The sequence below is a fragment of the Vreelandella venusta genome, from assembly GCF_007989605.1.
Lineage (GTDB): Bacteria > Pseudomonadota > Gammaproteobacteria > Pseudomonadales > Halomonadaceae > Vreelandella > Vreelandella venusta.
On the sequence record NZ_BJUL01000007.1, the window covers coordinates 97656 to 119707 of the forward strand.

General features: G+C 52.0%; 21 protein-coding genes. 11 read left to right on the top strand and 10 right to left on the bottom strand.

The genetic code is table 11. The features are described 5' to 3' along the window. Positions 1 to 42: 42 nt before the first annotated feature. The 6 genes from rodA to HVE01_RS09750 all read right to left on the bottom strand — a co-directional run bounded on the left by rodA (position 43) and on the right by HVE01_RS09750 (position 6070). Positions 43 to 1206 (bottom strand): rod shape-determining protein RodA, encoded by a 1164-nt coding sequence (gene rodA / locus HVE01_RS09725; protein WP_125747310.1) that lies wholly within the window; start codon positions 1204 to 1206, stop codon positions 43 to 45. Then, a complete protein-coding gene (gene mrdA, locus HVE01_RS09730; protein WP_125747308.1) occupies positions 1206 to 3113 on the bottom strand; it encodes a penicillin-binding protein 2 in 1908 nt (635 codons plus the stop codon). The genes rodA and mrdA overlap by 1 nt, the downstream gene beginning before the upstream one ends. 35 nt (positions 3114 to 3148) lie before the next feature. Beyond that, complete coding sequence (gene rlmH / locus HVE01_RS09735; RefSeq protein ID WP_125747306.1) at positions 3149 to 3616, bottom strand: 23S rRNA (pseudouridine(1915)-N(3))-methyltransferase RlmH; 468 nt, start codon at positions 3614 to 3616, stop codon at positions 3149 to 3151. Then, positions 3613 to 3999: a ribosome silencing factor gene (rsfS, locus tag HVE01_RS09740; RefSeq protein WP_009723533.1), complete on the bottom strand. Its 387-nt coding sequence runs from the start codon at positions 3997 to 3999 to the stop codon at positions 3613 to 3615. Before rsfS ends, rlmH begins: the two co-directional genes overlap by 4 nt. A gap of 107 nt (positions 4000 to 4106) precedes the next feature. Continuing rightward, positions 4107 to 4766 carry a nicotinate-nucleotide adenylyltransferase gene (gene nadD, locus HVE01_RS09745; RefSeq protein WP_164517078.1) on the bottom strand — a complete coding sequence of 220 codons (660 nt, stop codon included), beginning with the start codon at positions 4764 to 4766 and terminating at the stop codon, positions 4107 to 4109. Next, positions 4763 to 6070, bottom strand: a complete 1308-nt coding sequence (locus HVE01_RS09750) for a glutamate-5-semialdehyde dehydrogenase (RefSeq protein WP_125747304.1) — start codon at positions 6068 to 6070, stop codon at positions 4763 to 4765. Before HVE01_RS09750 ends, nadD begins: the two co-directional genes overlap by 4 nt. Before the next feature lie 186 nt (positions 6071 to 6256). Here HVE01_RS09750 and HVE01_RS09755 point away from each other — a divergent pair, with 186 nt between their 5' ends. From HVE01_RS09755 to HVE01_RS09765, 3 genes are read left to right on the top strand one after another with little or no spacing between them, the layout of a single operon-like run. Beyond that, positions 6257 to 7114, top strand: a complete 858-nt coding sequence (locus tag HVE01_RS09755) for a hypothetical protein (RefSeq protein ID WP_125747302.1) — start codon at positions 6257 to 6259, stop codon at positions 7112 to 7114. Continuing rightward, complete coding sequence (locus HVE01_RS09760; protein ID WP_125747300.1) at positions 7107 to 8039, top strand: diguanylate cyclase domain-containing protein; 933 nt, start codon at positions 7107 to 7109, stop codon at positions 8037 to 8039. Before HVE01_RS09755 ends, HVE01_RS09760 begins: the two co-directional genes overlap by 8 nt. A gap of 27 nt (positions 8040 to 8066) precedes the next feature. Continuing rightward, a complete protein-coding gene (locus HVE01_RS09765; protein ID WP_125747298.1) occupies positions 8067 to 9458 on the top strand; it encodes a bifunctional DedA family/phosphatase PAP2 family protein in 1392 nt (463 codons plus the stop codon). Positions 9459 to 9468: 10 nt separating this feature from the next. Here HVE01_RS09765 and HVE01_RS09770 read toward each other — a convergent pair whose 3' ends face one another. Genes HVE01_RS09770 through mpl form a run of 3 tightly spaced genes read right to left on the bottom strand, consistent with a single transcriptional unit; the run spans position 9469 to position 12142 of the window. Further along, the gene (locus tag HVE01_RS09770) at positions 9469 to 10092 is read right to left on the bottom strand and encodes a LysE family translocator (RefSeq protein WP_171880229.1); all 624 of its coding nucleotides are present in this window, start codon (positions 10090 to 10092) and stop codon (positions 9469 to 9471) included. Next, entirely contained in the window at positions 10092 to 10760 is a 669-nt protein-coding gene (locus HVE01_RS09775) for a flavin prenyltransferase UbiX (RefSeq protein ID WP_125747296.1), read from the bottom strand. Before HVE01_RS09775 ends, HVE01_RS09770 begins: the two co-directional genes overlap by 1 nt. Continuing rightward, complete coding sequence (gene mpl / locus HVE01_RS09780; RefSeq protein WP_146943812.1) at positions 10757 to 12142, bottom strand: UDP-N-acetylmuramate:L-alanyl-gamma-D-glutamyl-meso-diaminopimelate ligase; 1386 nt, start codon at positions 12140 to 12142, stop codon at positions 10757 to 10759. Before mpl ends, HVE01_RS09775 begins: the two co-directional genes overlap by 4 nt. Before the next feature lie 242 nt (positions 12143 to 12384). Here mpl and HVE01_RS09785 point away from each other — a divergent pair, with 242 nt between their 5' ends. From HVE01_RS09785 to pepQ, 8 genes are all read left to right on the top strand, one after another. Further along, positions 12385 to 12771 (top strand): glutaredoxin family protein, encoded by a 387-nt coding sequence (locus HVE01_RS09785; RefSeq protein WP_146943814.1) that lies wholly within the window; start codon positions 12385 to 12387, stop codon positions 12769 to 12771. Positions 12772 to 13097: 326 nt separating this feature from the next. Further along, the gene (locus HVE01_RS09790; RefSeq protein ID WP_125747290.1) at positions 13098 to 14669 is read left to right on the top strand and encodes an ABC transporter substrate-binding protein; all 1572 of its coding nucleotides are present in this window, start codon (positions 13098 to 13100) and stop codon (positions 14667 to 14669) included. Between the two features lie 151 nt (positions 14670 to 14820). Then, complete coding sequence (locus tag HVE01_RS09795; protein ID WP_089038088.1) at positions 14821 to 15870, top strand: ABC transporter permease; 1050 nt, start codon at positions 14821 to 14823, stop codon at positions 15868 to 15870. Beyond that, a complete protein-coding gene (locus tag HVE01_RS09800; RefSeq protein ID WP_146943816.1) occupies positions 15867 to 16811 on the top strand; it encodes an ABC transporter permease in 945 nt (314 codons plus the stop codon). Before HVE01_RS09795 ends, HVE01_RS09800 begins: the two co-directional genes overlap by 4 nt. A 7-nt stretch (positions 16812 to 16818) precedes the next feature. Further along, positions 16819 to 17835 (top strand): ABC transporter ATP-binding protein, encoded by a 1017-nt coding sequence (locus HVE01_RS09805; RefSeq protein ID WP_125747284.1) that lies wholly within the window; start codon positions 16819 to 16821, stop codon positions 17833 to 17835. After that, positions 17832 to 18893, top strand: a complete 1062-nt coding sequence (locus HVE01_RS09810) for an ABC transporter ATP-binding protein (protein WP_125747282.1) — start codon at positions 17832 to 17834, stop codon at positions 18891 to 18893. Before HVE01_RS09805 ends, HVE01_RS09810 begins: the two co-directional genes overlap by 4 nt. Before the next feature lie 49 nt (positions 18894 to 18942). Then, positions 18943 to 19854: a LysR family transcriptional regulator gene (locus HVE01_RS09815; RefSeq protein WP_125747280.1), complete on the top strand. Its 912-nt coding sequence runs from the start codon at positions 18943 to 18945 to the stop codon at positions 19852 to 19854. A gap of 83 nt (positions 19855 to 19937) precedes the next feature. Further along, complete coding sequence (pepQ, locus tag HVE01_RS09820; RefSeq protein WP_125747278.1) at positions 19938 to 21227, top strand: Xaa-Pro dipeptidase; 1290 nt, start codon at positions 19938 to 19940, stop codon at positions 21225 to 21227. Positions 21228 to 21311: 84 nt separating this feature from the next. On the opposite strand, the gene HVE01_RS09825 is transcribed toward pepQ, so the two are convergent. Next, positions 21312 to 21920 (bottom strand): OmpW/AlkL family protein, encoded by a 609-nt coding sequence (locus HVE01_RS09825; RefSeq protein ID WP_171880227.1) that lies wholly within the window; start codon positions 21918 to 21920, stop codon positions 21312 to 21314. Positions 21921 to 22052 lie beyond the last annotated feature (132 nt).

Below are 22052 nucleotides of genomic sequence, written 5' to 3' on the forward strand. Positions count from 1 at the left end.
TACCACTCCTGTGAAAAAGCACCGCTACTTATCTATTCGATACTAGCGCGGCAACAACCGCCGATGGGCATGTATTGACATGAGAATACCGAACCCCGCCAGCAAGGTCACGCTGGAAGTCCCGCCATAGCTCACTAGCGGCAGCGGCACGCCAACAACGGGCAAAATACCACTCACCATGCCGACATTGACAAATACATATATAAAAAATGTCAGGATAATACTGCCTGCAAAAAGTCGCCCAAAAGTGTCCTGGGCAGACGCTGCCAGCCACAGTCCACGTCCCACAATCATGACATACAGAGATAGCAGAACTAGCATTCCCACTAGGCCAAACTCTTCACCTAGCACGGCAATAATAAAATCTGTATGGCGCTCAGGCAGGAATTCTAATTGAGATTGAGTACCCTCAAGCCAGCCCTTCCCCCACAAGCCACCGCTACCTATTGCTGTTGTTGATTGAATAATATTCCAACCCGCTCCTAAGGGGTCACTGTCCGGATCCAGGAACGTTAAAACCCGTTGACGTTGGTAGTTGTGCATATTCATCCATAACACAGGAAGCCCTGCTGCAATTAAGGCGCCAATCAAACCAATCAAGCGCCAGGACAAACCTGCCAGAAGCACAACAATCACCGCCGCACTGGCCACTAAAAGCGACGTTCCAAGGTCCGGCTGAATAGCCGTCAGTACCACCGGCAAGCCGATGATCACCGCACAAACAAAAATATGCTTGAAGCGTGGCGGTAATTGGCAACGATTCAGATAGGCGGCCACCATCAGTGGCACCGCTAGCTTCATCATCTCAGATGGTTGAAATCGAATAACGCCCGGTATTTCAAGCCACCGCTTTGCCCCCATTCCCACATCGCCAGCTATCTCCACTGCCAACAACATAGCTAAGCCCAGACCGTAAGCAAAGGGAGCCCAGCGCAGAAACGTGGAAGGCGACAATTGAGCAATAACCACCATAACCACAATGGCAACACCGAAACGTATCGCTTGCGCAATTACCGTATCAACACGCTGCCCGGAAGCGCTATAAAGCACTAACAAACCGCCCCCCATCAGCAACAACAGCAACCCTAGCAACCACGGGTCCAGGTGAATCCGCTCCCAGATGCTTTTGCGCCTAGCAATACCGCTATCTGGCGGGCGTACGGGATAACGACGTAGTGGGCGAGAGAGAGTTTGCCATGAACTCATTAATTGCCCTCCACTCTGGCGGTATCTTCTACTAGTGCTTCTTTAACTTGCTCAGCGTCTGGCGCATCGTCTCTTAATATCCATGCATCGGTCATCGCACGCGCCAAATGGGCGGCATGTGTACTCCCGCCCCCAGCATTTTCAACAATAACTGAGACCGCAATTTGCGGATCATCGATGGGCGCAAACGCCATAAAAAGAGCGTGATCGCGCAGGCGCTCCTCAAGTTCTGCGGCGTTGTAACGCTGATCTTGGCCAAGCGAGAATACCTGAGCCGTGCCTGATTTCCCCCCCATACGGTACTCTAGCCCCACCCCGGTGCGGCGTGCCGTGCCTTCTCTCCCGCTGAGCACTTTTTCCATGCCGCTGAAAACACGGTCCCACCAATTGTCATTATCCAACTGAATATCGGGCAGCGTATCTGGCAAATCCAGCGCTAAGGGCTCGTCGCCTATTGCTAGCGCAAGGCGTGGTTTTACCCAATGACCGCGATTAGCCAATGTCGCCGTTGCACTCGCTAGCTGTAACGGAGTTACCTGCCAATAACCTTGCCCAATCCCCACCGAGAGTGTTTCACCGGGATACCAAGGTTGATTAAAACGCGCCCGCTTCCAGTCACGAGACGGCATCAGACCGGTACTTTCGCCTTGCACATCATGAGCAACACGTTGGCCAAAACCAAAGTTGGTCATTTGTTCATGCAGGTTATCGATCCCAAGGTCATGGGCTAGAGTGTAGTAATAAGTGTTGTTTGAAACGGCAAGAGACCGCTCCATATCTACCCGGCCGTGCCCCCAGCGTAGCCAATTACGATAGCGACGAGAGTCGTTGGGCAACTGATAAAAACCAGGATCATTAATCGTGCTATCGGGAGTGACAACCCCCTCTACGAGCCCCGCAAGTGCCAAAAAGGGCTTAATGGTTGAACCTGGTGGATAATGGCCACGAATTGCTCGATTAAATAACGGGAGGTCGATATTTTCCTGTAAGCCACGATAAGAAGCGACATCAATTCCCGTTACAAACTGATTACTATCAAAACCAGGCGTCGATACCATGGCCAGGATTTCACCTGTCCCAGGAACGATAGCAACGATAGATCCACGCCGATCATCTAACAGCTCGTAAGCGAGCATTTGCATTGACTTATCAAGCGTTAATGTAAGATTCGCCCCAGGTACCGGATCAGTACGACCCAGCTCTCTGAGTACACGCCCACGTGCGTTCGTTTCAACTTTACGCAGCCCAGCCTGCCCGTGCAGCTCTGTCTCGTAAAATCGCTCAATCCCCGTTTTACCAATAAAGTGCGTTCCCGCATATCGCCCAGCATCTAGGGTTTGCATCTCTTCTGCGTTGATACGTCCGACATAACCCAGCGAATGAGCCATCATTTCGGCATCAGGATAGTAGCGAAGCAGTTGTGCCTCTACTTCGACCCCTGGTAGACGATGTCGATTCACCGCTAGCCGGGCGATTTGATCTTCACTCAAATCGCTCATTAAAAGCGCTGGCTGGAACGGGCGCTGGCGCTGCCGGGAACGGACATTAAACGCTTCAATATCTTCTTCGGGTAGATCTAGAAGCTCAACTAACAACGCCAGCGTTTCATCTAAATCATCAACTCGCTCGCGCACCAATGTGAGGTTATAAGTAGGGCGATTTTCGGCAAGAAGGACGCCGTTGCGGTCGTAAATCAATCCCCGGTTGGGGGGCAGCGGTTCAACACGGACACGGTTTTTTTCAGAGCGAGTACTGTATAAGTCGTGCTGAACGATCTGTAAGTAAGCCAAACGCCCCGTCAGCAGCCCCGTCAAAACGACCACCACTAAGACGGCAAGTAGCGCCCTGACACGAAAAATGCGCAATTCTTGCTCAGGGTTTTTAAGCGTGTCATGGCGCTTAGGCATGGGTAAAGATGACTCTCAAATCAGACAAAAAGCAGTTATCGATGATAGGGATGACCTACTAGCAGGGTCCACGCCCGGTAAAGTTGCTCAGCCAGCATGATGCGTACCAGAGGGTGCGGTAATGTGAGGGGCGATAAAGACCACGCTTTATCAGCCATTGCTGAAAGGGATGGCTCTAAGCCATCAGGCCCTCCCACCAACAGCACTATATCTTTGCCCAACATGCGCCAAGCGTCGGCTTCGTCAGCAAGTTGCTCGGTACTCCAGGTTTTACCCTTAACCTCAAGTGCCACGACATACTCATCGCCACGCAGTTTGTCACGTATACGCTGAGCTTCTTGCGCACGCGCTTTGGCTATATCGGCATTTTTGCCACGCTGACCCAGTGGAATCTCTTCAATTTCAAGCGAAAAGTCTCTAGGCAGCCGTTTGCGGTAGGTTTCAATGCCCTCCTCAACCCAGCCAGGCATTTTGGTGCCCACCGCTAACAGCCGGATCTTCATGACATTGTGGCTCGCTCTTCAAACCGCTTCAGCGACTCACTAATAGCCCCAGCGTCATTAGGCAGGTCTGCCCATAAGCGCTCAAGATCATAGAGGGCTCGAGCTTCAGGCAACATAATATGGACAACTACATCGCCTAAGTCGACCAATACCCAGTCAGCATTATCGCCACCTTCAACCCCACGAGGCGAAAGCCCTGACGCTTTAGCCTTTTCAACAACATTTTGCGCTAAAGCAGCCACGTGGCGAGTAGACGTACCACTGGCGATCAGCATCAAGTCAGTGACTTCAGTCAGCTTGGAAACATCTAACTGCGTAATATCTCGTGCTTTAAGTTCTTCTAGGGCATCAACCGCTAGATTTTTAAGTGTATCGATGTGCATGGCTCCTAAAGGCAACCCCTTGTTGTCGCAAGCTCAGCAAAAGCAAGCTCGGTGATAGTCAGTCAATCAGCCGGCCATTGTAACGGCTTCTTTCCTGACTGCCAGTGCTATTCGCCAGAATGATAGAGGCCATGCCGCAGAATGGCTTCCTCAACGGCCTCAGGCAGTAGATAACGAACGCTTTCGCCCTTTTCTAAACGCTCTCTAATATAAGTAGCCGAAATCGCCATCATGGAGGGCAAAGCCAGCGTCAGAACATTACCATTAGGACTTCGCATCAGTTCATCTACACTATCGACTTCACGATCACCCACCAGTTCCCTTAATGCTTCAGGCCAGCATTCGTTATAGCCAGGTCGAGCGATTACAACGAGATGTGCTAAGGAGAATATCTGATTAACTTTGTACCATTTGGCTAACCGCAGAAAAGCATCGAACCCGATAATCATGACGAGACGCGCACTATCGCCATACGCTTGCCGCAGCTCGGCAAGCGTATCCACACTATAAGAAGGCCCTTCGCGGCGTAGCTCCCGGTCATCAGCCATCACACTAGGCGTGTCGCCAATACCTAGCCTTAACAACTCAAAACGCTGCTCCGGTGATACCTGAGGCGTATCGCGCAGCGGCGGCTGAGGCGCGGGAATCATGTGCAAACGATCCAGCTCAAGGGCTTCACGAACCTCAACGGCACTTCGCAAATGCCCCAGATGCACAGGATCAAAGGTGCCCCCCAGCATGCCTATTCGCATGGGTGTTGAACTCATTGCCTGATTTGCCCATCACCAAAGACGACATATTTTTGCGTTGTAAGCCCTTCTAACCCAACCGGCCCTCGAGCATGTAACTTATCGGTTGAGATACCAATTTCAGCGCCCAGTCCATACTCAAAGCCATCAGCAAAGCGCGTTGAGGCATTTACGATGACTGAGCTTGAGTCGACCTCAGCCATAAAGCGTCTCGCTAGACTGATGTCTTGAGTCACGATGGCGTCAGTATGGTGGGAGCCATATTGCTCGATATGCTGAATCGCCTCATCCATGCCATCAACGACCTTAATCGCTAGAATAGGCGCAAGGTACTCAGCGCCCCAGTCTTCTTCGGTAGCCAACGCCGCTTGGGGCAGCAAAGCTTGTGTACGCTCGCAACCGCGTAGCTCAACATGGTGCTCGGCGTAGGCACGAGCCAACTCTGGCAGCACGATGTCAGCAATCGGCGCATCCACTAGCAGCGTCTCCATCGTATTGCAGGTGCCATAGCGATGCGTTTTGGCGTTCACAGCGATGGCCAACGCTTTAGCGGGATCGGCCGTAGTGTCGATGTAAACGTGACAAACCCCATCGAGGTGTTTAATGACCGGCACCGTTGCTTCCCGGGAGATGCGCTCTATTAGCGACTTTCCACCTCTTGGAATTATGACGTCGACGTACTCGGGCATGCTAATCATCGCACCCACTGCAGCGCGATCAGTGGTGGCAATAACCTGAACGGATTCAGCTGGCAAGCCAACCTCAGCTAGCCCCTCCTGAATACAACTGCTAATCGCCGCATTTGACGCACTGGCCTCAGAACCGCCGCGTAGTAAGCAAGCATTACCCGATTTTAAGCACAGGCTTGCTGCCTCAAGGGTAACGTTGGGACGAGATTCATAAATAATGCCAATAACCCCAAGTGGCACACGCATTTTGCCAACTTGAATGCCGCTTGGGCGGTAGCGCATATCGTCAATTTCGCCAACGGGGTCTGGCAATGCAGCCACTTGGAGAAGGCCTTCAACCATGGCATCAATTCGCCCATCATTAAGCGCCAGACGATCGAGCAAGGCAGTGTCTAAGCCACTTTCTTTGCCACGCTGCAAATCAAGCGCATTCGCTTCTAGTATTAATTGCCTAGATGCCGTCAGGCGTGATGCCATTGCTTCAAGCGCACGGTTTTTTAATCCCGTATCAGCGCGGCGCAACTCTCGAGCAGCCGCCCTAGCGCCTTGACCAAGCACCTGGATATAAGCGGGCACATCCCCCGCAGCTAATTGCTGTAGGGCTACGTTTTGGCGTGCGTTTGAACCGCTCATACTTTCTCCCTGTCTTATCGCCTATGCAAGGCAAATTGCATTCTATGGTAGTGGTACTAGGTGTTTGGCAGTATGTTACGCCATTAGAGCGTTATACTGATGCTGTTAATGATTACATTTCGATGCCCACGCCTAGTCAAAGTGTTGCATGGGCAACCCTGAATTAAAGGTGAATAGTAAGCCACCATGCAAAGCAAGTACAAAATACGCCTACTGAGAGCTAACTTGTTCGCAGCGGCGTTAGCATTAGCGTACTGGACATTTATGGCGCAGCCAGTGGCCGCGCTAGTACTCTGGTTGTCTGTAGGCTGGCTTTTTGTTACTGCGCTATTGCTCGATTTTAGCCATCGTCGTTCTAAAGCCCTACCTTGGCAAGTAATCACCGGGGCGCTACTGTTGGGGCTGATTGCCGTGGCTCCAGAACGCCATAGCTTTTTAATATGGGCTTGGGCGGCAATGTTCATGCTGCCTCAGCAACGCTGGGTGGCCGTATTCAATACCTTCGCTGCGTTGATTAGCTGGTCATTAATTGCCCCTCTTCTTAGCTTACCCGAAGCGCTACTACTGTTGGCGACATTAATCACGCTAGGCGTACTATCCAGTGCCAAAGCGTGCCAGTTAATCGATATTAACGGCTCCATTCGCAAACGCCTTAGGCTAATCCCCGGGCTAAATCTATGGCCAAGCGGACAGCTGCTGAGAGACCTGAGCCGTGAACAGACCCGCTCTGAACGTGAAGCCATCTATGCAGAGTTATTAATTATTCAAGTTAAACGCCATCAGCTTTGGTCGACGGCGCAAAAATTATGCAACCTCATATACAGCTTCGAACACGTTTATCGGTTAAATAATCAGACGCTTGCCGCTTTGATGTTGTCACATAATGCCAAAGAAGCCGCCCATCGCCGCAAGCTTCTCTGTGCAGGCCTCCCAGAAACACAGCACTCCCACCACCTACCACTCATGGATATAGAGCTATCACGCCTATCCGTCGAGGCGTTAGTTCAGCTCCCGCTTCAACAACGGAAAGCTAACGATGATTGATCAACCGCGGCAAAGACACCTGATGACGTTTGCTTACACCGTCAGTGTGATTCTAGTAGCAGGGTACACATTCTGGCTTTATAGCATGGGAAATTATCATGACCTCTTAGTGCCCATGTTTGTGACACTGCTGCTACTTACTGCGTTGTTAATGCACCATAGCGAAGCGTTAAACCCTGTTGTTCCCCGCGCTATTTTGTTGGGCAGCAGTTATGTGATTACCCTGGCCGCTTTCTACCATAACCCTAGCACCTCGACGATTTGGATCGGACTGCCCACAGCCGCTGCCTTTTTTTTACTACCGCTATCGAGCGCTTTATTACTAACGGTATTGTCCAGCCCCCTGTGGTGGCTACTAACCCGTCACAGCGATGCAGCCTCAGAGACAGTGATTGCTTATATCGCGCTCACCCTGCTGATGGCCCTACCGCCATGGGAGCACGCACGCCAGAGAGCATTGTTGAGGGCAACAGACCCCAACGACAATGATTGCAATGCCTACCATATTGATACGCTTAAAGAGCGACTACACAATGAGTTCCTGCGCGCCGCAATGCTTAACAAACGCTTGGCGGTCTTAGTGATGCATTTACCCCAGCTTGATATGGCGGAAGAACAGTTTGGTTCACGTGCAAAGACAGCGCTGCTAGGGGCTCTTTGTAATGAAGTAAATAGCCGTTGTCGCGACCACGACCTGTTAGGCCGAGCAGATAACGCTACGTTCTGGCTAGTGCTGCCTGACACAAGTGAGAGCGGTGCCATGTTGGTGCGCGAGCGGCTTCAACGCGCATTATCCCAACGTGTTCTAGTGGAAACTGGGCAGCTAGAAACCCGTATTGCTGTTTGCCTGCCATGCCGAAATGAGAGCTTTGAACGCTATATCAGTCGCTTGGAAGCTCGTGCCAACGCATTATCTATAGCCTAATGCGGATCCAATGGAGCAGTATTTTTCATGGCTGATACACTTTTTGCCCTGTCACTTTCGCCAGCCATGTTATTACTGTTGGTGGCACTAATTTCACTGTTTGAATCCCTTGCGCTCGTTGGCTTACTGGTCCCTGGTGTTGTGTTGATTACCGCTGCTTCGTCCGTAGCGGGGCATGAAGCCATTGACCTGCCATGGCTAATCGGCGCTGCGTTAATAGGCGCCATTTTGGGGGATAGCATTAGCTACCTGCTCGGCTACCACCATCGTGAGCAGGTCACTAATCGCTGGCCTTTATCCATGCATCCAGAATGGCTGGAACGCGGCGCACGTTTTTTTAACCGTTATGGTGTCCATTCCGTCTTTATTGGCCGATTCGTAGGCCCAGTCCGCCCAATTATTCCGCTTATTGCAGGTATGATGCGGATGCCAAAGCGCACTTTTTTGTGGGCCAACGTCACCTCCGCAGTCCTGTGGGCTCCCGCTTATGTGTTGCCTGGCTACTTATTAGGAAGAACCTGGCAACAGCACCTCAATCTCCCCCAAAATATAGAAACAGCAATCATTACATTAAGCGCCAGCATCGTCGTGCTGGCAGTGATTTTTTCCTGGGGAAGAGCCCAGGTTGGACGCCACGGATTCATTTACTTAGCGACAGCACGCCTTATTCGCCGTACCCCCTTTATGCGTCGGTCGTGGCTCTCAATGAGCCTTAACGATGAAGTGCCGCTAGCCTCGTTACTGCTGTTTTTGATCACACTGGCAGGTGTCTCAGCCTGGACCCTGCTAGTCATCCACCATCAAGGCCCACTAGCGCTAGACCTACAAGCACAGCGGCTGTTTAGCTGGTTAACCAATGAACCACTTCAGTTAACCAGCCTAGTTTTGGCTAAAATAGGGGATGCACTTGGGGTTAGCGCACTGCTTCTGCCTTTGGCAGTTTGGCTTATACACCATAAACGCATGGATGTTCTCTGCCATTGGGTCTTTGCTATCGGTGGCGTTGCGCTACTTAATACGGTCGGAAAAATGGTTTTTGAACGTACTCGGCCAGCAACACCAGAGCACTTAATTGGCTCATTTTCATATCCAAGTGCACACACTTCCACGACGGTTGTTATTGTGGGGCTAGCTGCGGCTTTCATTGCAGCAGAATTGCACCGCAAACAACGCGTTTGGATTTATTGGCTGGCTATTGTCTTAGCAACTCCCATGGCGTTATCGCGCTTGATATTAGGCGTTCATTGGCTAAGTGACCTCATCGGCGGTGCGCTCTTAGGTTTACTGATATGCGCCCTCACTCGGCTGAATTGGCAGCGGCGCGTTAGAGCTCCGCTACCTCCTTGCCCATGGGGCAGACTCGTGGCTTCCACCACCGCGCTGCTAATTTTGCGGATTATGCTGATGCCACCTGTCTAGCCATTCGCGGTTATCCCAGGGCCAGCCAGATTCCCACTCCAATCATTAATGTCCCGGCAATTCGATTAAGTAACCTTACATTGCCGCTTTTGCCCAGCACTTTGCGCAACGTTTTTCCCCCAGTGGCATACACCAGCATACTGGCAAACTCGATTACTAAAATAACCGCAATCAGCAGGCTTAACTGAGGCGCAAGGGCTCGACTACTATCTAAAAACGGCGGCAACAGCACCATGAAAAAGGCCCAGCCTTTAGGATTGGCCACTGCCGTGACTAACCCCTGAGTGGCCAACTGCACTCGTCCTGCAGCAGGTCCGGCATTAAGCTCGGCAGGAATAGCCATGCGCCCTCTAGAGCGCCACATCATAACGCCCAAATAAGCTAGGTAAGCGCCGCCTACCCATTTAAACGCAATGAACAGCTCGGGCTGACGTAGCATTAACGCGGCCACACCAGCGCCGGCAGCGGCTGCCACAATACCTACACCAACTAACTCCCCTACCATCATCCACAGTGTTCGCTTCACTCCCTGAGTCATCCCCAGCACCATGGCCAGCGTCATACACATCCCCGGCGTTAGTGAAACGAATAAAAAAGTGGGTACAAACACTGACAGCGTCGCCCATGACATCATCATTGCTCTTCCGTGTTGTTTACGTCGTTATCTGTATCGCGTGAGGTAGTTTCATAGCCCTCTCCCCAACGCGGTACCAGACGATGGGTGATACCTAGCTGATTGAGTATTCGGGCGACCACAAAGTCGATCAAATCTTCTATCCGTTCTGGGCGATGATAAAAACCTGGAGCCGCAGGTAAAATCACGACCCCCAAGCGGCTTAGCGCCAGCATGTGCTCTAAGTGAATGGGCGAAAATGGACTCTCACGCGGCACCATGACTAGTGTCCGCCGCTCTTTTATAGCAACGTCAGCGGCACGCTCAATTAAGTTGTTGCTCGCGCCTGTTGCAACGGCAGACAACGTACCGGTAGAGCAGGGACAAATCACCATCGCAGAGGGAGCCCCAGACCCCGATGCAACGGGCGCCATCCAGTCTTCACGACCAAAACAGCGGATTTGACCGGGCTTGGCACCACTCTGCTCAGTAAGCGCCTCGACTAAGCGCTTTGGCTGGGCAGGTAACGACACATCCGTCTCAGTGGCAATGACCATGTGCGCCGCTTTTGAAATCATCACCCATACTTCATGCCCAGAGGCCACCAATACATCGATCAAGCGCAGGCCATATTGCGCCCCCGAAGCACCTGTCAGCGCCACTGTCACCGGAGGTTTAAAATCTGTCACTTAGCTTGCTCCTTGGCAGACAGCGCACTCAATAGACGCTGGTGAACGCCCTCGAAACCGCCATTGGACATTACAACAATACGGTCGAGCGGAGTCGCTTGAGCCACAACCGCATTAACAAGTGCATTAATATCGCTATATAACTCGGTATGTTCGCCTTGCTCAGCCACTAACGTCTCCATGGACCAGTCAAGCCCTGCTGGTTGAAACCAGAACACTGCATCCGCTTCGGCAACGCTCTCGTTTAGTCGAGCACGTAGAGCGCCTAAACGCATGGTGTTGGAGCGCGGCTCAATCACTGCGAGCAGCCGCCCTTTTGTGGTGGCAGCTCGCAGCCCTTTTAAGGTCGCTGCAATCGCAGTTGGATGATGAGCAAAATCATCGATGACTTGCACACCGTCCACTTCACCAATGATTTCCTGACGTCGACGGGGCGTCTTAAAACGCGCCAGAGCCGCACAAGCGCGAGCGAGATTCACACCGCAACGGCTCGCTGCAGCAAGTGCCGCAAGTGCATTGCGCGCGTTGTGCTCACCGGTTAACGACCACTCGACCACGCCGTCCTCTTCGCTGTTTTCCCCAATGTGGAGTACCTGAAAGCGACTACCATCTTCACGCTCCAAACGCAGCTGCCACTCGCTGCTGGCTAACGTGCCGAAATGCTCGACCGACGACCACGCTCCCATTTCCAGAACACGCTCCAGCGCTGGCTGTTGATCAGCAACCAGCAAGCAGCCTTGGCTCGGCACAGTTCGCACCAAATGGTGAAACTGGCGTTCAATCGCCGCAAGGTCAGGGAATATATCGGCATGGTCAAACTCCAAGTTATTCATCACCGCAATTTGGGGGCGGTAGTGAACAAACTTAGAGCGCTTGTCAAAGAACGCCGTATCGTACTCGTCAGCCTCGACAATAAAGGGACTGTCGTGATGGCCTAAGCGTGCCGACACGCCAAAATTACGCGGCACGCCGCCAATCAAAAATCCAGGCGTTAAGCCAGCGCTTTCCAATAGCCATGCCAAAAGGCTGGCAGTGGTGGTCTTACCGTGAGTACCTGCAACGGCAATGACTTGCCTGCCAGGCAGTACATGTTCAGCCAACCACTGAGCGCCAGAAGTATAGGGCAAACCGCTATTTAGCAACGCCTCGACTTCGGGATTACCCCGCGATAGCGCATTACCGACAATGATAAGGTCAGGTTGCTCAGCAAGGTTTTCAGCGCGATACCCTTCCATCAAGGTGATCCCGGCCTCTTCCAACTGGGTACTCATGGGAGGATACACATTCGTATCTGAGCCGCTCACCTGATGCCCTAACTCCCGCGCCAGCAAAGCCAGGCTGCCCATAAAAGTGCCGCAGATACCCATAATATGCAGACGCATAGGTGAAGCGCTCCTTACTTAACCAGTTAACTAAGCTGCTGAGACTAGCATGCAACGTTAACTGGCTCATCTAGTTCAAGGCAGGTCTGGACTTTAAAACTAGCGCCAAGGCTCGTTCAGAAGTGACAAAACGCCCAGTTTGATGCAGGATGCGGCTACCTTTTTGCTCATGATCTGTTAGACACGATCATTCATACATATCCTATCGCTGACCAGTGTCAGTGCTAACGAGGGAGCTTACGATGCGCGTTTTAATTCGCTATTTCTTCAGAGGTGTTCGCCTTATTCTAGCCCCCGTCATGTTGATCTCTGAGAAGCTTTCAACCCCAAAAGCGGTAGAGCGTACCGAGCAAGAGCAAGCCAAGGTCGATGCTGCCTGTGAACACTTAGCCCTCTACCAGTTTCGGACGTGCCCTTTCTGCATCAAAGTACGCAAAGAGATCGCCCGCCTGGGTCTTAAGATTGAACTGCGCGATGCCCAGCTAGATCCAGCCCATAAAAAAGCTCTTCAAGAAGGCGGTGGCAAGGTGAAAGTTCCTTGTTTAAAAATCAACCATGAAGACGGCCGTGAAGAGTGGCTCTACGAGTCAGATGCCATTAACCGCTGGTTGCACCAACATTTCGCTTAAAAATACCTTTATACAGATGCCGCTATTGAGCAGAAGCGCCTAATAGCGGCTCACACCCCCTACACCTTCGTCTAACCTCCTTTCCTCTTAATGCCGTGCCCAGCCCTGTCATTCAGCAGATGAATGATACCTCTCATTATTTCGATTGTATGACGTGCCTCCCTCTCTCTATGTTTACAGAGAACACAATATCGTTAGAACAGCTTACAAGCTGACCGTGTCTGTTTTGCTGGCTTGCAAACGCAACCAGTTTTAAAACGCTCCGTTTTAAAACACCCTGGCGTTAACCAGCAAAGTGAACAACAAACAATACAAAGGGAAACATTATGACGTTCAAGAAAACGCTACTGGCTTCTGTTATTGGTGCTGTGGTTGCAGGCACGACGATGCTACCCATGACCGCAAGCGCAGAAACCCTGCGCATTGGTTACTCTGCCGATCCAGAAACTCTCGATATCCACGAGCAGTTATCTGGTGGCATGTTGCGCCTTTCACACTTAGCGTTTGACCCACTGGTACGTTGGACAAAGGATTTTCAGTTTGAGCCGCGTCTGGCGACCGAGTGGGAACAGGTAGACGAAACCACAACACGCATGACGCTGCGTGAAGGCGTCAAGTTCCACTCTGGTAACGCGTTCACCGCCAAAGACGTGGTATGGACCATTGAGCGTCTCAAAGAGAGCCCCGATTATCGCGCTATTTTCGAGCCTATCGCAGGCGCCGAAGCAGTTGACGATTACACTGTCGAAATTACCACCACTGAGCCCTACCCACTACTGCTCAACCTTGCGACTTACATTTTCCCTATGGATAGCGAGTTCTACTCGGGGGAAACGGAAAGCGGCAATGCAAAAGCAGAAATCGTAAAAGCGGGCAACTCATTCGCATCGCGTAATGCATCGGGCACAGGCCCATTTATTATCACTGAACGCCGCCAAGGTGTCCGCGTTGATTTTGAACGCTTTGAAGATTACTGGGATACCGAAAGCGAAGGTAACGTTTCTAAAATTGTGCTGACGCCTATTGCTGAGAATGCCTCACGCGTGGCGGCACTGCTGTCAGGCGGCGTTGACTTTATTGATGCCGTACCGCCCAACGATCTGGACCGTGTTCGCGAAGCCGATAACGCCAACCTAGTAGAAGTGGATGGTACGCGCATCATCGGCTTCCAAATGAACGAAGAGCGCGTTGAAGCCTTCCAGGATGCGCGTGTGCGTCAAGCCGTTGACCTGGCGATTAACCAAGAGGGTATTGCCGACCGCTTAATGCGCGGTTTCGCCACGCCTGCAAGCCAGTTCTCTCCCGAAGGCTATTCAGGCCACAACCCTGACTTAGTGCCTCGTTATGACATTGAACGTGCCAAAGAGCTGATGGCAGAAGCGGGCTACGAGGAAGGGTTCAGCGTTGACATGATCGCGCCCAATAACCGCTATGTGAACGATGCCCAGATCGCTCAAGCAGTGGCAAATATGCTGGCACAAATTAACATTAACGTTAATCTGCGCACCATGCCCCTCGCTCAATACTGGCCTGAGTATGATGAGCGCGCTTCCGACATGGCGATGATTGGCTGGCACGCTGATACCGAAGACACCGCCAACTTCTTCCAGTACCTCTCTTTCTGTATTGATGAAGAGACTGGCGCTGGCCAGTACAACTACGGCAGCTACTGCAACGAAGAAATCGACGCACTTGTGACTGCGGCAGATAGCGAAACCGATCTCGAAAAACGCAATGAAATGCTGCGTGAAGCCGAAGCCATGCTTTATGAAGACGTGGGCTACATCACGCTGCATTGGCAGAACCTTGCCTACGGTGCAGCTAACGGCGTTGATATCGAGCCAGTTGTTAACGCCCTAGACTTCCCCTATCTAGGTGATCTGGTAATTAGCCGCTAATTACCACACTTACTTTCACACCTGCAAGGATGCTTCGTTCCCCAACGCCTTGGGGGACGAAGCGTTGTATGTGGTTAACAGCCTCATCATAGGCATCGCCCTAACTTGCAATTAACGCTCTATTAAACCTATTACATAGGTGGCGTACGCCATGATTGCTTTTTTAATCAAGCGCCTGATGCACGCGATATTGGTGATGTTTGTCATCAGTGTACTGGCCTTCGCCATCCAGGATAACCTGGGTGACCCTGTACAACAGATGGTCGGTCAGTCGGTTCCCGAAAGCGAACGTGAAGCCATTCGCGAGCGCTTGGGCTTAAATGATCCGTTTTTAGTTCAGTATGTACGCTTTGCGAAAAACGCCGTTCAAGGCGATTTTGGCGACTCTTATTTTTATCGTGAACCTGCGCTGGAGGTTATCGCCCGGCATTTGCCTGCAACGCTCGAACTGGTGTTCGCAGCCACGCTGATTATTGTGCTTTTCTCAGTACCGATTGGCGTTTATAGCGCGATAAAACCTCGCTCACCTATATCACGTTTTTTTATGGGGGCTTCGATCATCGGCATTTCGATACCGGTGTTTTTGACCGCCATCTTATTGATTCAGATTTTTGCGATTGGCATCACTATCACGCCGTTTCCTGAAAGTACCAGCTGGGGAGCTTGGCTCAATGGTCTGCTATCGACAGAGGGCAATATGCCGTCGTTTGGTCGCGGCTATGATTTAGTGCATGTGGTAGGCCACTGGGACACTAACTTAGCCACCTGGAGTGGTTTACAGCACCTAGCGTTGCCCGCGATTTCATTGGCATCAATTATGTTACCGCTGTTTATCCGCCTGATTCGTGCGGAAATGATGGAAGTGCTGCAATCAGAGTACGTGAAATACGCCCGCGCCAAAGGTATTTCAATGCGACGCGTTTACTTTGTACACGCGCTCAAAAACACCATGCTGCCGGTTATCACCGTTGGTGGCGTACAGATAGGCACCATGGTGGCTTACACCATTTTGACCGAAACCGTTTTCCAGTGGCCGGGCATGGGACTGATGTTTCTTGATGCCATTAATCGTGCCGATATACCGCTGATTGTTACCTACCTGATGATTGTCGGCGTCATTTTCGTGGTGACGAACACCATTGTGGATTTGATCTACGGCTTCGTTAACCCCACCGTAAAACTGACAGGTAAGCCCGCATGACAACGCCCACAACAACGACTGCACCTAGCCGCTGGGAACGCCTGCGCGACTCCTACTTATGGTACAGCTTTAAACGCGACCGCACGGCTCAACTGTGCCTCGCGATGTTTATTTGCCTAGTTATTGCAGCGTTTTCAGCGCCATTGCTAGCCCCTACCGACCCTTATGATCTGGCTCAAATCGACATTATGTCGTCCGAACTGCCTCCCTTTTGGATTGAGGGTGCCGATGAGCGTTATAGCTTAGGCACCGACGCTCAAGGGCGCGATTTATGGTCGATTATTCTCTACGGCACTCGCGTATCGCTACTAATTGGCTTTGGCGCGGTCATTCTTCAAGCGCTGCTCGGTGTAACGTTCGGCCTAATGGCAGGCTATCTCGGCGGCCGCGTCGATGCGTTGTTAATGCGCTTGGCCGATATCCAGCTGTCATTTTCTACCCTGATGGTCGCTATCGTGGTGGGCGCTCTAGTGAAAGCCACCATGGGCAGCGCGTTTTACAGCCAATATGCCGTGCTCATGCTTATTTTGATTATCGGGTTAGCCGAATGGCCGCAGTATGCACGCACGGTGCGCGCTTCAGTACTGGCTGAGAAAAACAAAGAGTATGTTGATGCCGCACGCGTCATGGGTCTACGTAGCAAACGCATCATGTTCCGCCATGTGCTGCCTAATACCATGTCACCGATTTTTGTTATCTCAACGGTGCAAATTGCCAACGCGATTATCTCAGAGGCTGCGCTGTCATTTTTAGGCTTGGGAATGCCGGAAACCCACCCGTCGCTTGGTTCACTCATTAAATCGGGCTTTGATTATATCCAATCAGGGTCTTGGTGGATCACCCTGATTCCTGGAGCAGTACTCATTGTGCTGGTGCTGTCTATCAATCTATTGGGCGATTGGCTACGTGATGTCATGAACCCACGACTCTATAAAGGCTGAGGACACCATGGCACTACTTGAAGTCTCTCAACTCGATGTACGTTTTGCCCTTCGCCAAGGTGAAGTGCGCGCTCTACGCGATGTCAATTTCACCCTGGAGCGCGGCGAGCGCTTAGGCATCGTAGGCGAATCTGGCGCGGGTAAATCTGTGGCCGCCTTCTCGCTACTTAACCTAATCGCCAAACCCGGCTTTATAGCGGGTGGCAGCATAACGTTTGAAGGTCAGACGCTTAACGCCATGTCTGAGCGCGGCCTGCGCAAAATACGCGGCAACCGCATCTCGATGATCTTCCAAGATCCGATGATGACACTAAATCCCGTGCTCTCGATTGGTGAGCAGATGGTCGAGTGCTTAAAAGCCCACCGACGCATCTCCACCAAAGAAGCCCGAGCGATTGCCCTGGATAAGCTGCAGCAGGTACAAATCCCCTCGCCAGAAACACGCTTGGATCAGTACCCTCATGAGCTTTCCGGCGGTATGCGTCAGCGTATTATTATCGCCATCGCCCTACTGCTCGATCCCGATATTATCATTGCCGATGAACCGACTACCGCCCTGGACGTGACCATCCAAGCGGAAATCATGGCGCTGTTGCTTGAGCTATGCGAACAGCACAACGTGGGTCTGATTCTCATCACCCACGACCTGGGGGTAGTGAGTCAAGTCACCCAACGCATGCTGGTTATGTACGCCGGTCGCGTTATTGAGCAAGGCCTCACACGGGAAATCATCAACGATCCTCAGCACCCCTATACCCAAGGGCTGATCAACGCGTTACCGCAAATGGCGACCCCAGGTGAAAAGCTCAACCAGATCCGTGGCAGCATGCCATCACTCTCCAACTTACCTGGCGGCTGCGCGTTTCACTCTCGCTGCGACTTCATCAATAGGGCAGATGGTCAACCACGCCCTGCCTGCACCCAGCAAGTGCCTGAATTTGTCGAATCCGGCAATTGCCGTGTCGCCTGCCATATGGTGGCTGAAATGCTTGAAGATCGTCGCCTGAAGGAGGAAACGTCATGAGTGCTCAGGTCGAAACTCGCAACGCTACGCCCACGCAAAATGAAGAGAGCAGCGAATCGTTGCTACAAATTCGTGGCCTTAAGAAGCGCTTTTCATTATCAGGGGATTTTTTGGAGCAGCTGCGCTTTAAAGGCGGCAGACTAGTGCGTCACCAAGAGCATGTTCACGCCATTAATGGTGTTAACCTTGATATTAAACGCGGCGAAGCGCTGTGCGTGGTGGGTGAATCTGGCTGCGGTAAGTCCACCGTAGCACGCACGGTAATGGGCTTACTCACCCCCACAGAGGGTGAGATTCGCTATGACGGGCAACGCATTGATAATTTGAGCTCTCGCCAGCTGCTACCTTACCGTAAGCGCATGCAGATGATTTTCCAAAATCCTTATGCCTCGCTTAATCCACGTATGACGATTCAGCAAACGCTGGAAGAGCCGCTACGCTTGCACCACCCAGACTGGAACCGTGACAAGATACTCGACAAGGTCAAGGACGTTATGGGTTCAGTGGGGATAGATCCCGACTGGGGCAAGCGCTTTGGGCATGAGTTTTCCGGTGGTCAGCGCCAGCGTATCGCCATAGCACGCGCCCTAGCCGTTGACCCTGAGTTTATTGTTGCCGACGAGCCCATATCGGCACTGGATGTCTCCATTCAGGCACAAGTACTCAACCTGCTGATGGAAGCGCAACAAGCGCGTAACCTGACCTATCTATTTATCACTCACGATTTGGCAGTGGTCGAGCACTTTGGCACCCGCGTAGCGGTGATGTACTTAGGCACGGTGTGTGAAGTGGCCACAACGGCAACGCTATTTGCTAAACCGCGCCACCCCTATACCCAAGCGCTACTATCCGCGATTCCCCGCTTAAAAGATGACCGCCCCCAGCATATTCGTCTTACCGGAGAAGTGCCCACGCCGGTCAACTTACCGAGCGGTTGTGTCTTCCATGGCCGTTGCCCTCATGCCAACGCCCGCTGCCATCAGGAAATCCCGACCCTGCAAACACAGGGTGACGGCACTCGCGTTGCGTGCCACGCTGTTGAAGAAGGCCGGCTATGACGCCAATTTTAACGACAGCATCACGTTTGGCAGGACGACGAGGTAAGGCATGGAAATTCGCTGGCTAGAAGACTTTATCGCCCTGGCCAGAACGCGACACTTCTCTCGCGCAGCGGATGAACAGCACGTCACGCAGCCCACCTTTTCCCGGCGCATTAAATTGCTAGAGGAAGAGATGGGCGTGACGCTGATCAACCGACAGACGTTGCCACTTTCGCTAACCCCGGCGGGAGAGGAGTTCCTGACACTGTGCGAACAGGTAACTGATCGTGTGCGCTTAACCCGTGACCGCGTGCGAGAAATCAGCGCCGGACAGCAGCGCCGTATCATGGTGGCTGCTCCACAGAGCCTACTCCCGCAGTTTTTGCCAGAATGGCTTGCTGCTACGGGTTGGCAGGAGCGCATACAGCCCTATTTGCGAGCAACCGGGTGGGCGGCTAGCGACTATTTTCAAGCGCTTGGCCGAGCAGAGTGCGATCTTGCTATCTGCTATTGGCCAATCGGACGTTGCGATTTAGACATTGATACCAGTGCCTGCACGTATCGGGTGATTGGCCACGAGCGCTTGATTCCTGTCACAGGCCTGGATGCGAATGGCACACCTTGCGCGTTACTCCCCGGCTCACGCCAACACCCCACACCCTGCCTGGCTTATCCAAAGCGCGGCTTATTGGGCTCAGCGGTAAAAGCGCACCTCGCCCGCTTACCGCAAAGCACCTATCTCACGGCGCAAAGTGAAAACCTCTATGCGGCGGGTATTAAAGAGCTGGTGCTTCTAGGCTACGGCATGAGTTGGTTACCCGAACGCAACATTGCCGCTGAGCTATCCAATGGCACATTAATCAGAGCTGGCGATAGCCGTTGGGATGTCCCGATGGAGCTGCGACTATACCGGCATCAAAATCAGCATCACGCAGAGCTGGATAGCCTGTGGAGTGAGCTCGCTCCACCGCGCAATTAAGCCAGTCGTTAAGGTTATTAGCCGACTTGTTACCGTCATCAGGGTTTATGGCCGAGCCGTACTGAAAAAAGGACACTACTTGAATGTCAGCTTCATTATTTAACCTGCAGCGCGAACACTTAGCGCATTTACAGCAAGCCTATGCAGATCTGTTAACCAGACACGGTCTCGATAGCTTAGCCATCTATAGCGGCCACGCCAGTGCACACTTTGGCGACGACCAAACGCCAACCTTCCAAACGTACGGCCATTTTATGCACTGGGTAGGCATGGCCGATATTCAGCATAGTTGGCTGGTGATTCAACCCGGCAAGCGCCCGCAGCTGTATTTGTATGCGCCGGCAGATTTCTGGCATTTGCCTACTTGCCTGCCTGAAGAGCCATGGGTAACTGAGTTTGATATCCATCTATGTAGCGAAAAGGCCACACCAGCGTTAGCGGGTCGCGCCGCAGTGATCGGTGATATCGAGGCCACCACACGCCTAGCACTAGACGCGCAGTATCAGCCCGAACCACTGGTTAGAGCCCTTGATGAACTGCGCATGTTTAAGACTGCTTATGAAATAGCCTGTTTAAGCGAAGCCAACCGGCTTGCCATCGCAGGGCATCAAGCCGCCCAGGCTGCTTTTATTGGCGCATCAGCTGAGCTAGATATTCAACTGGCCTATCTGGCTGCCAGCAGGCAGCGGGAATCTGATGTCCCCTATCAGAATATTATTGGGCTAAATGATCATGCGGGCGTATTACACTACCAACACTATGATCTAAATAGCCCTACGCAACGACATAGCCTATTGGTTGATGCTGGTCGCCGTTTTCGCGGTTACTGCGCTGATATTACACGCACTTATGCAGGCCCTGACGCGCCGAGCATCTATCGTGACTTAATTGATAGTATCCACCAGTTAAAAGACACGCTGGTGGAAAGCGTTGCTCCAGGCGTCGATTTCATTGCCCTACATGAGCAAATGCATGGTTTGTTGGCAGATATTCTTATTGCCAATGACCTTTTTCAGGGCAGCGCAGAACAGGCAATTGATGAAGGAATCACGCGAGCTTTTTGCCCCCACGGTTTAGGCCACTCGCTGGGGCTGCAGGTTCATGATGTGGCAGGGCTTCGCCATCCAGATGGAACGCCCTCACCCGCTCCTGAGCAGCACCCAGCGCTACGTTTAACCCGTACGCTGCGCCCTGGCATGGTAGTAACGATAGAGCCTGGGTTCTACTATATTCCTATGTTGCTGGCTCCATTGCGCGACAAAGCACTACCGATTAACTGGAAAGTCGTTGATTCGTTAGCCAACTGTGGCGGCATCCGTATTGAAGATAACGTCGTTGTCACAGAAAGTGGCTTCAAAAACTTAACGCCTTAACCAAAAAAACGCCCGACCCAAGGATTAACTCCCCAGGCCGGGCGACTTTCAGATTGAGGGCAAGATCACCCTGCACACTTCTCGTTAGAAGCGGTAAGTAACGCCACCACCGATAGTAACGGGTTCCATGTTTACTTTACCGACCTTGTTACCAGCTGCATTGATGTCGGCATTCACGTCTGCATAGCTAACATAACCGTTTAACATGATGTTATCAGTAACCGCTAAATCAACCCCCGCCTGACCGATCGCGCCATAGCTTTCATCAACGCTTAAGCCAGTGGGCTCGCCGGAGAAGCGAGTATAGTTCAAGCCAACGCCTACATAAGGCTGAACCTTAGAGTCCAAACCACCCATCGGATAGTAGTTAACCAACAGATTAATCGGTAGGCGATCTACGCTGCCTGCGCTGCCACCAGGGCGGGTGTTGAGGTCGTGTTCAAACTTCTCGGAGCTGTTCAGTTCAGCGCCAAGCTTATCGGTGAATAGGTAACCCGCGCCAAACGTAAATCCTCGCGCGCTTTGAACGTTTAAATCTGCCGCGCCAACATTGCCATTTCCAGAGCCCGTATCCGTTTGGGCGACACCACCACGTACGAAAACGTCACCTGCTTCGTAAGCGAGCGCTGCTTGGCTGGCGATCAATGCGCTAGCGGAAAGGACAGCAGCAGATACTAATTTTAATTTACTCATCAGGGTCATCCTCTTACATCTTGCTTGGGATTGGTGCCGGTAACTCCAGCTACTTATACAATATATACCAATCGAACAGCGTTTCCAAACTTGTTGTGTTATTTTAATATAAGTTTTACAACTAAAGGGCTG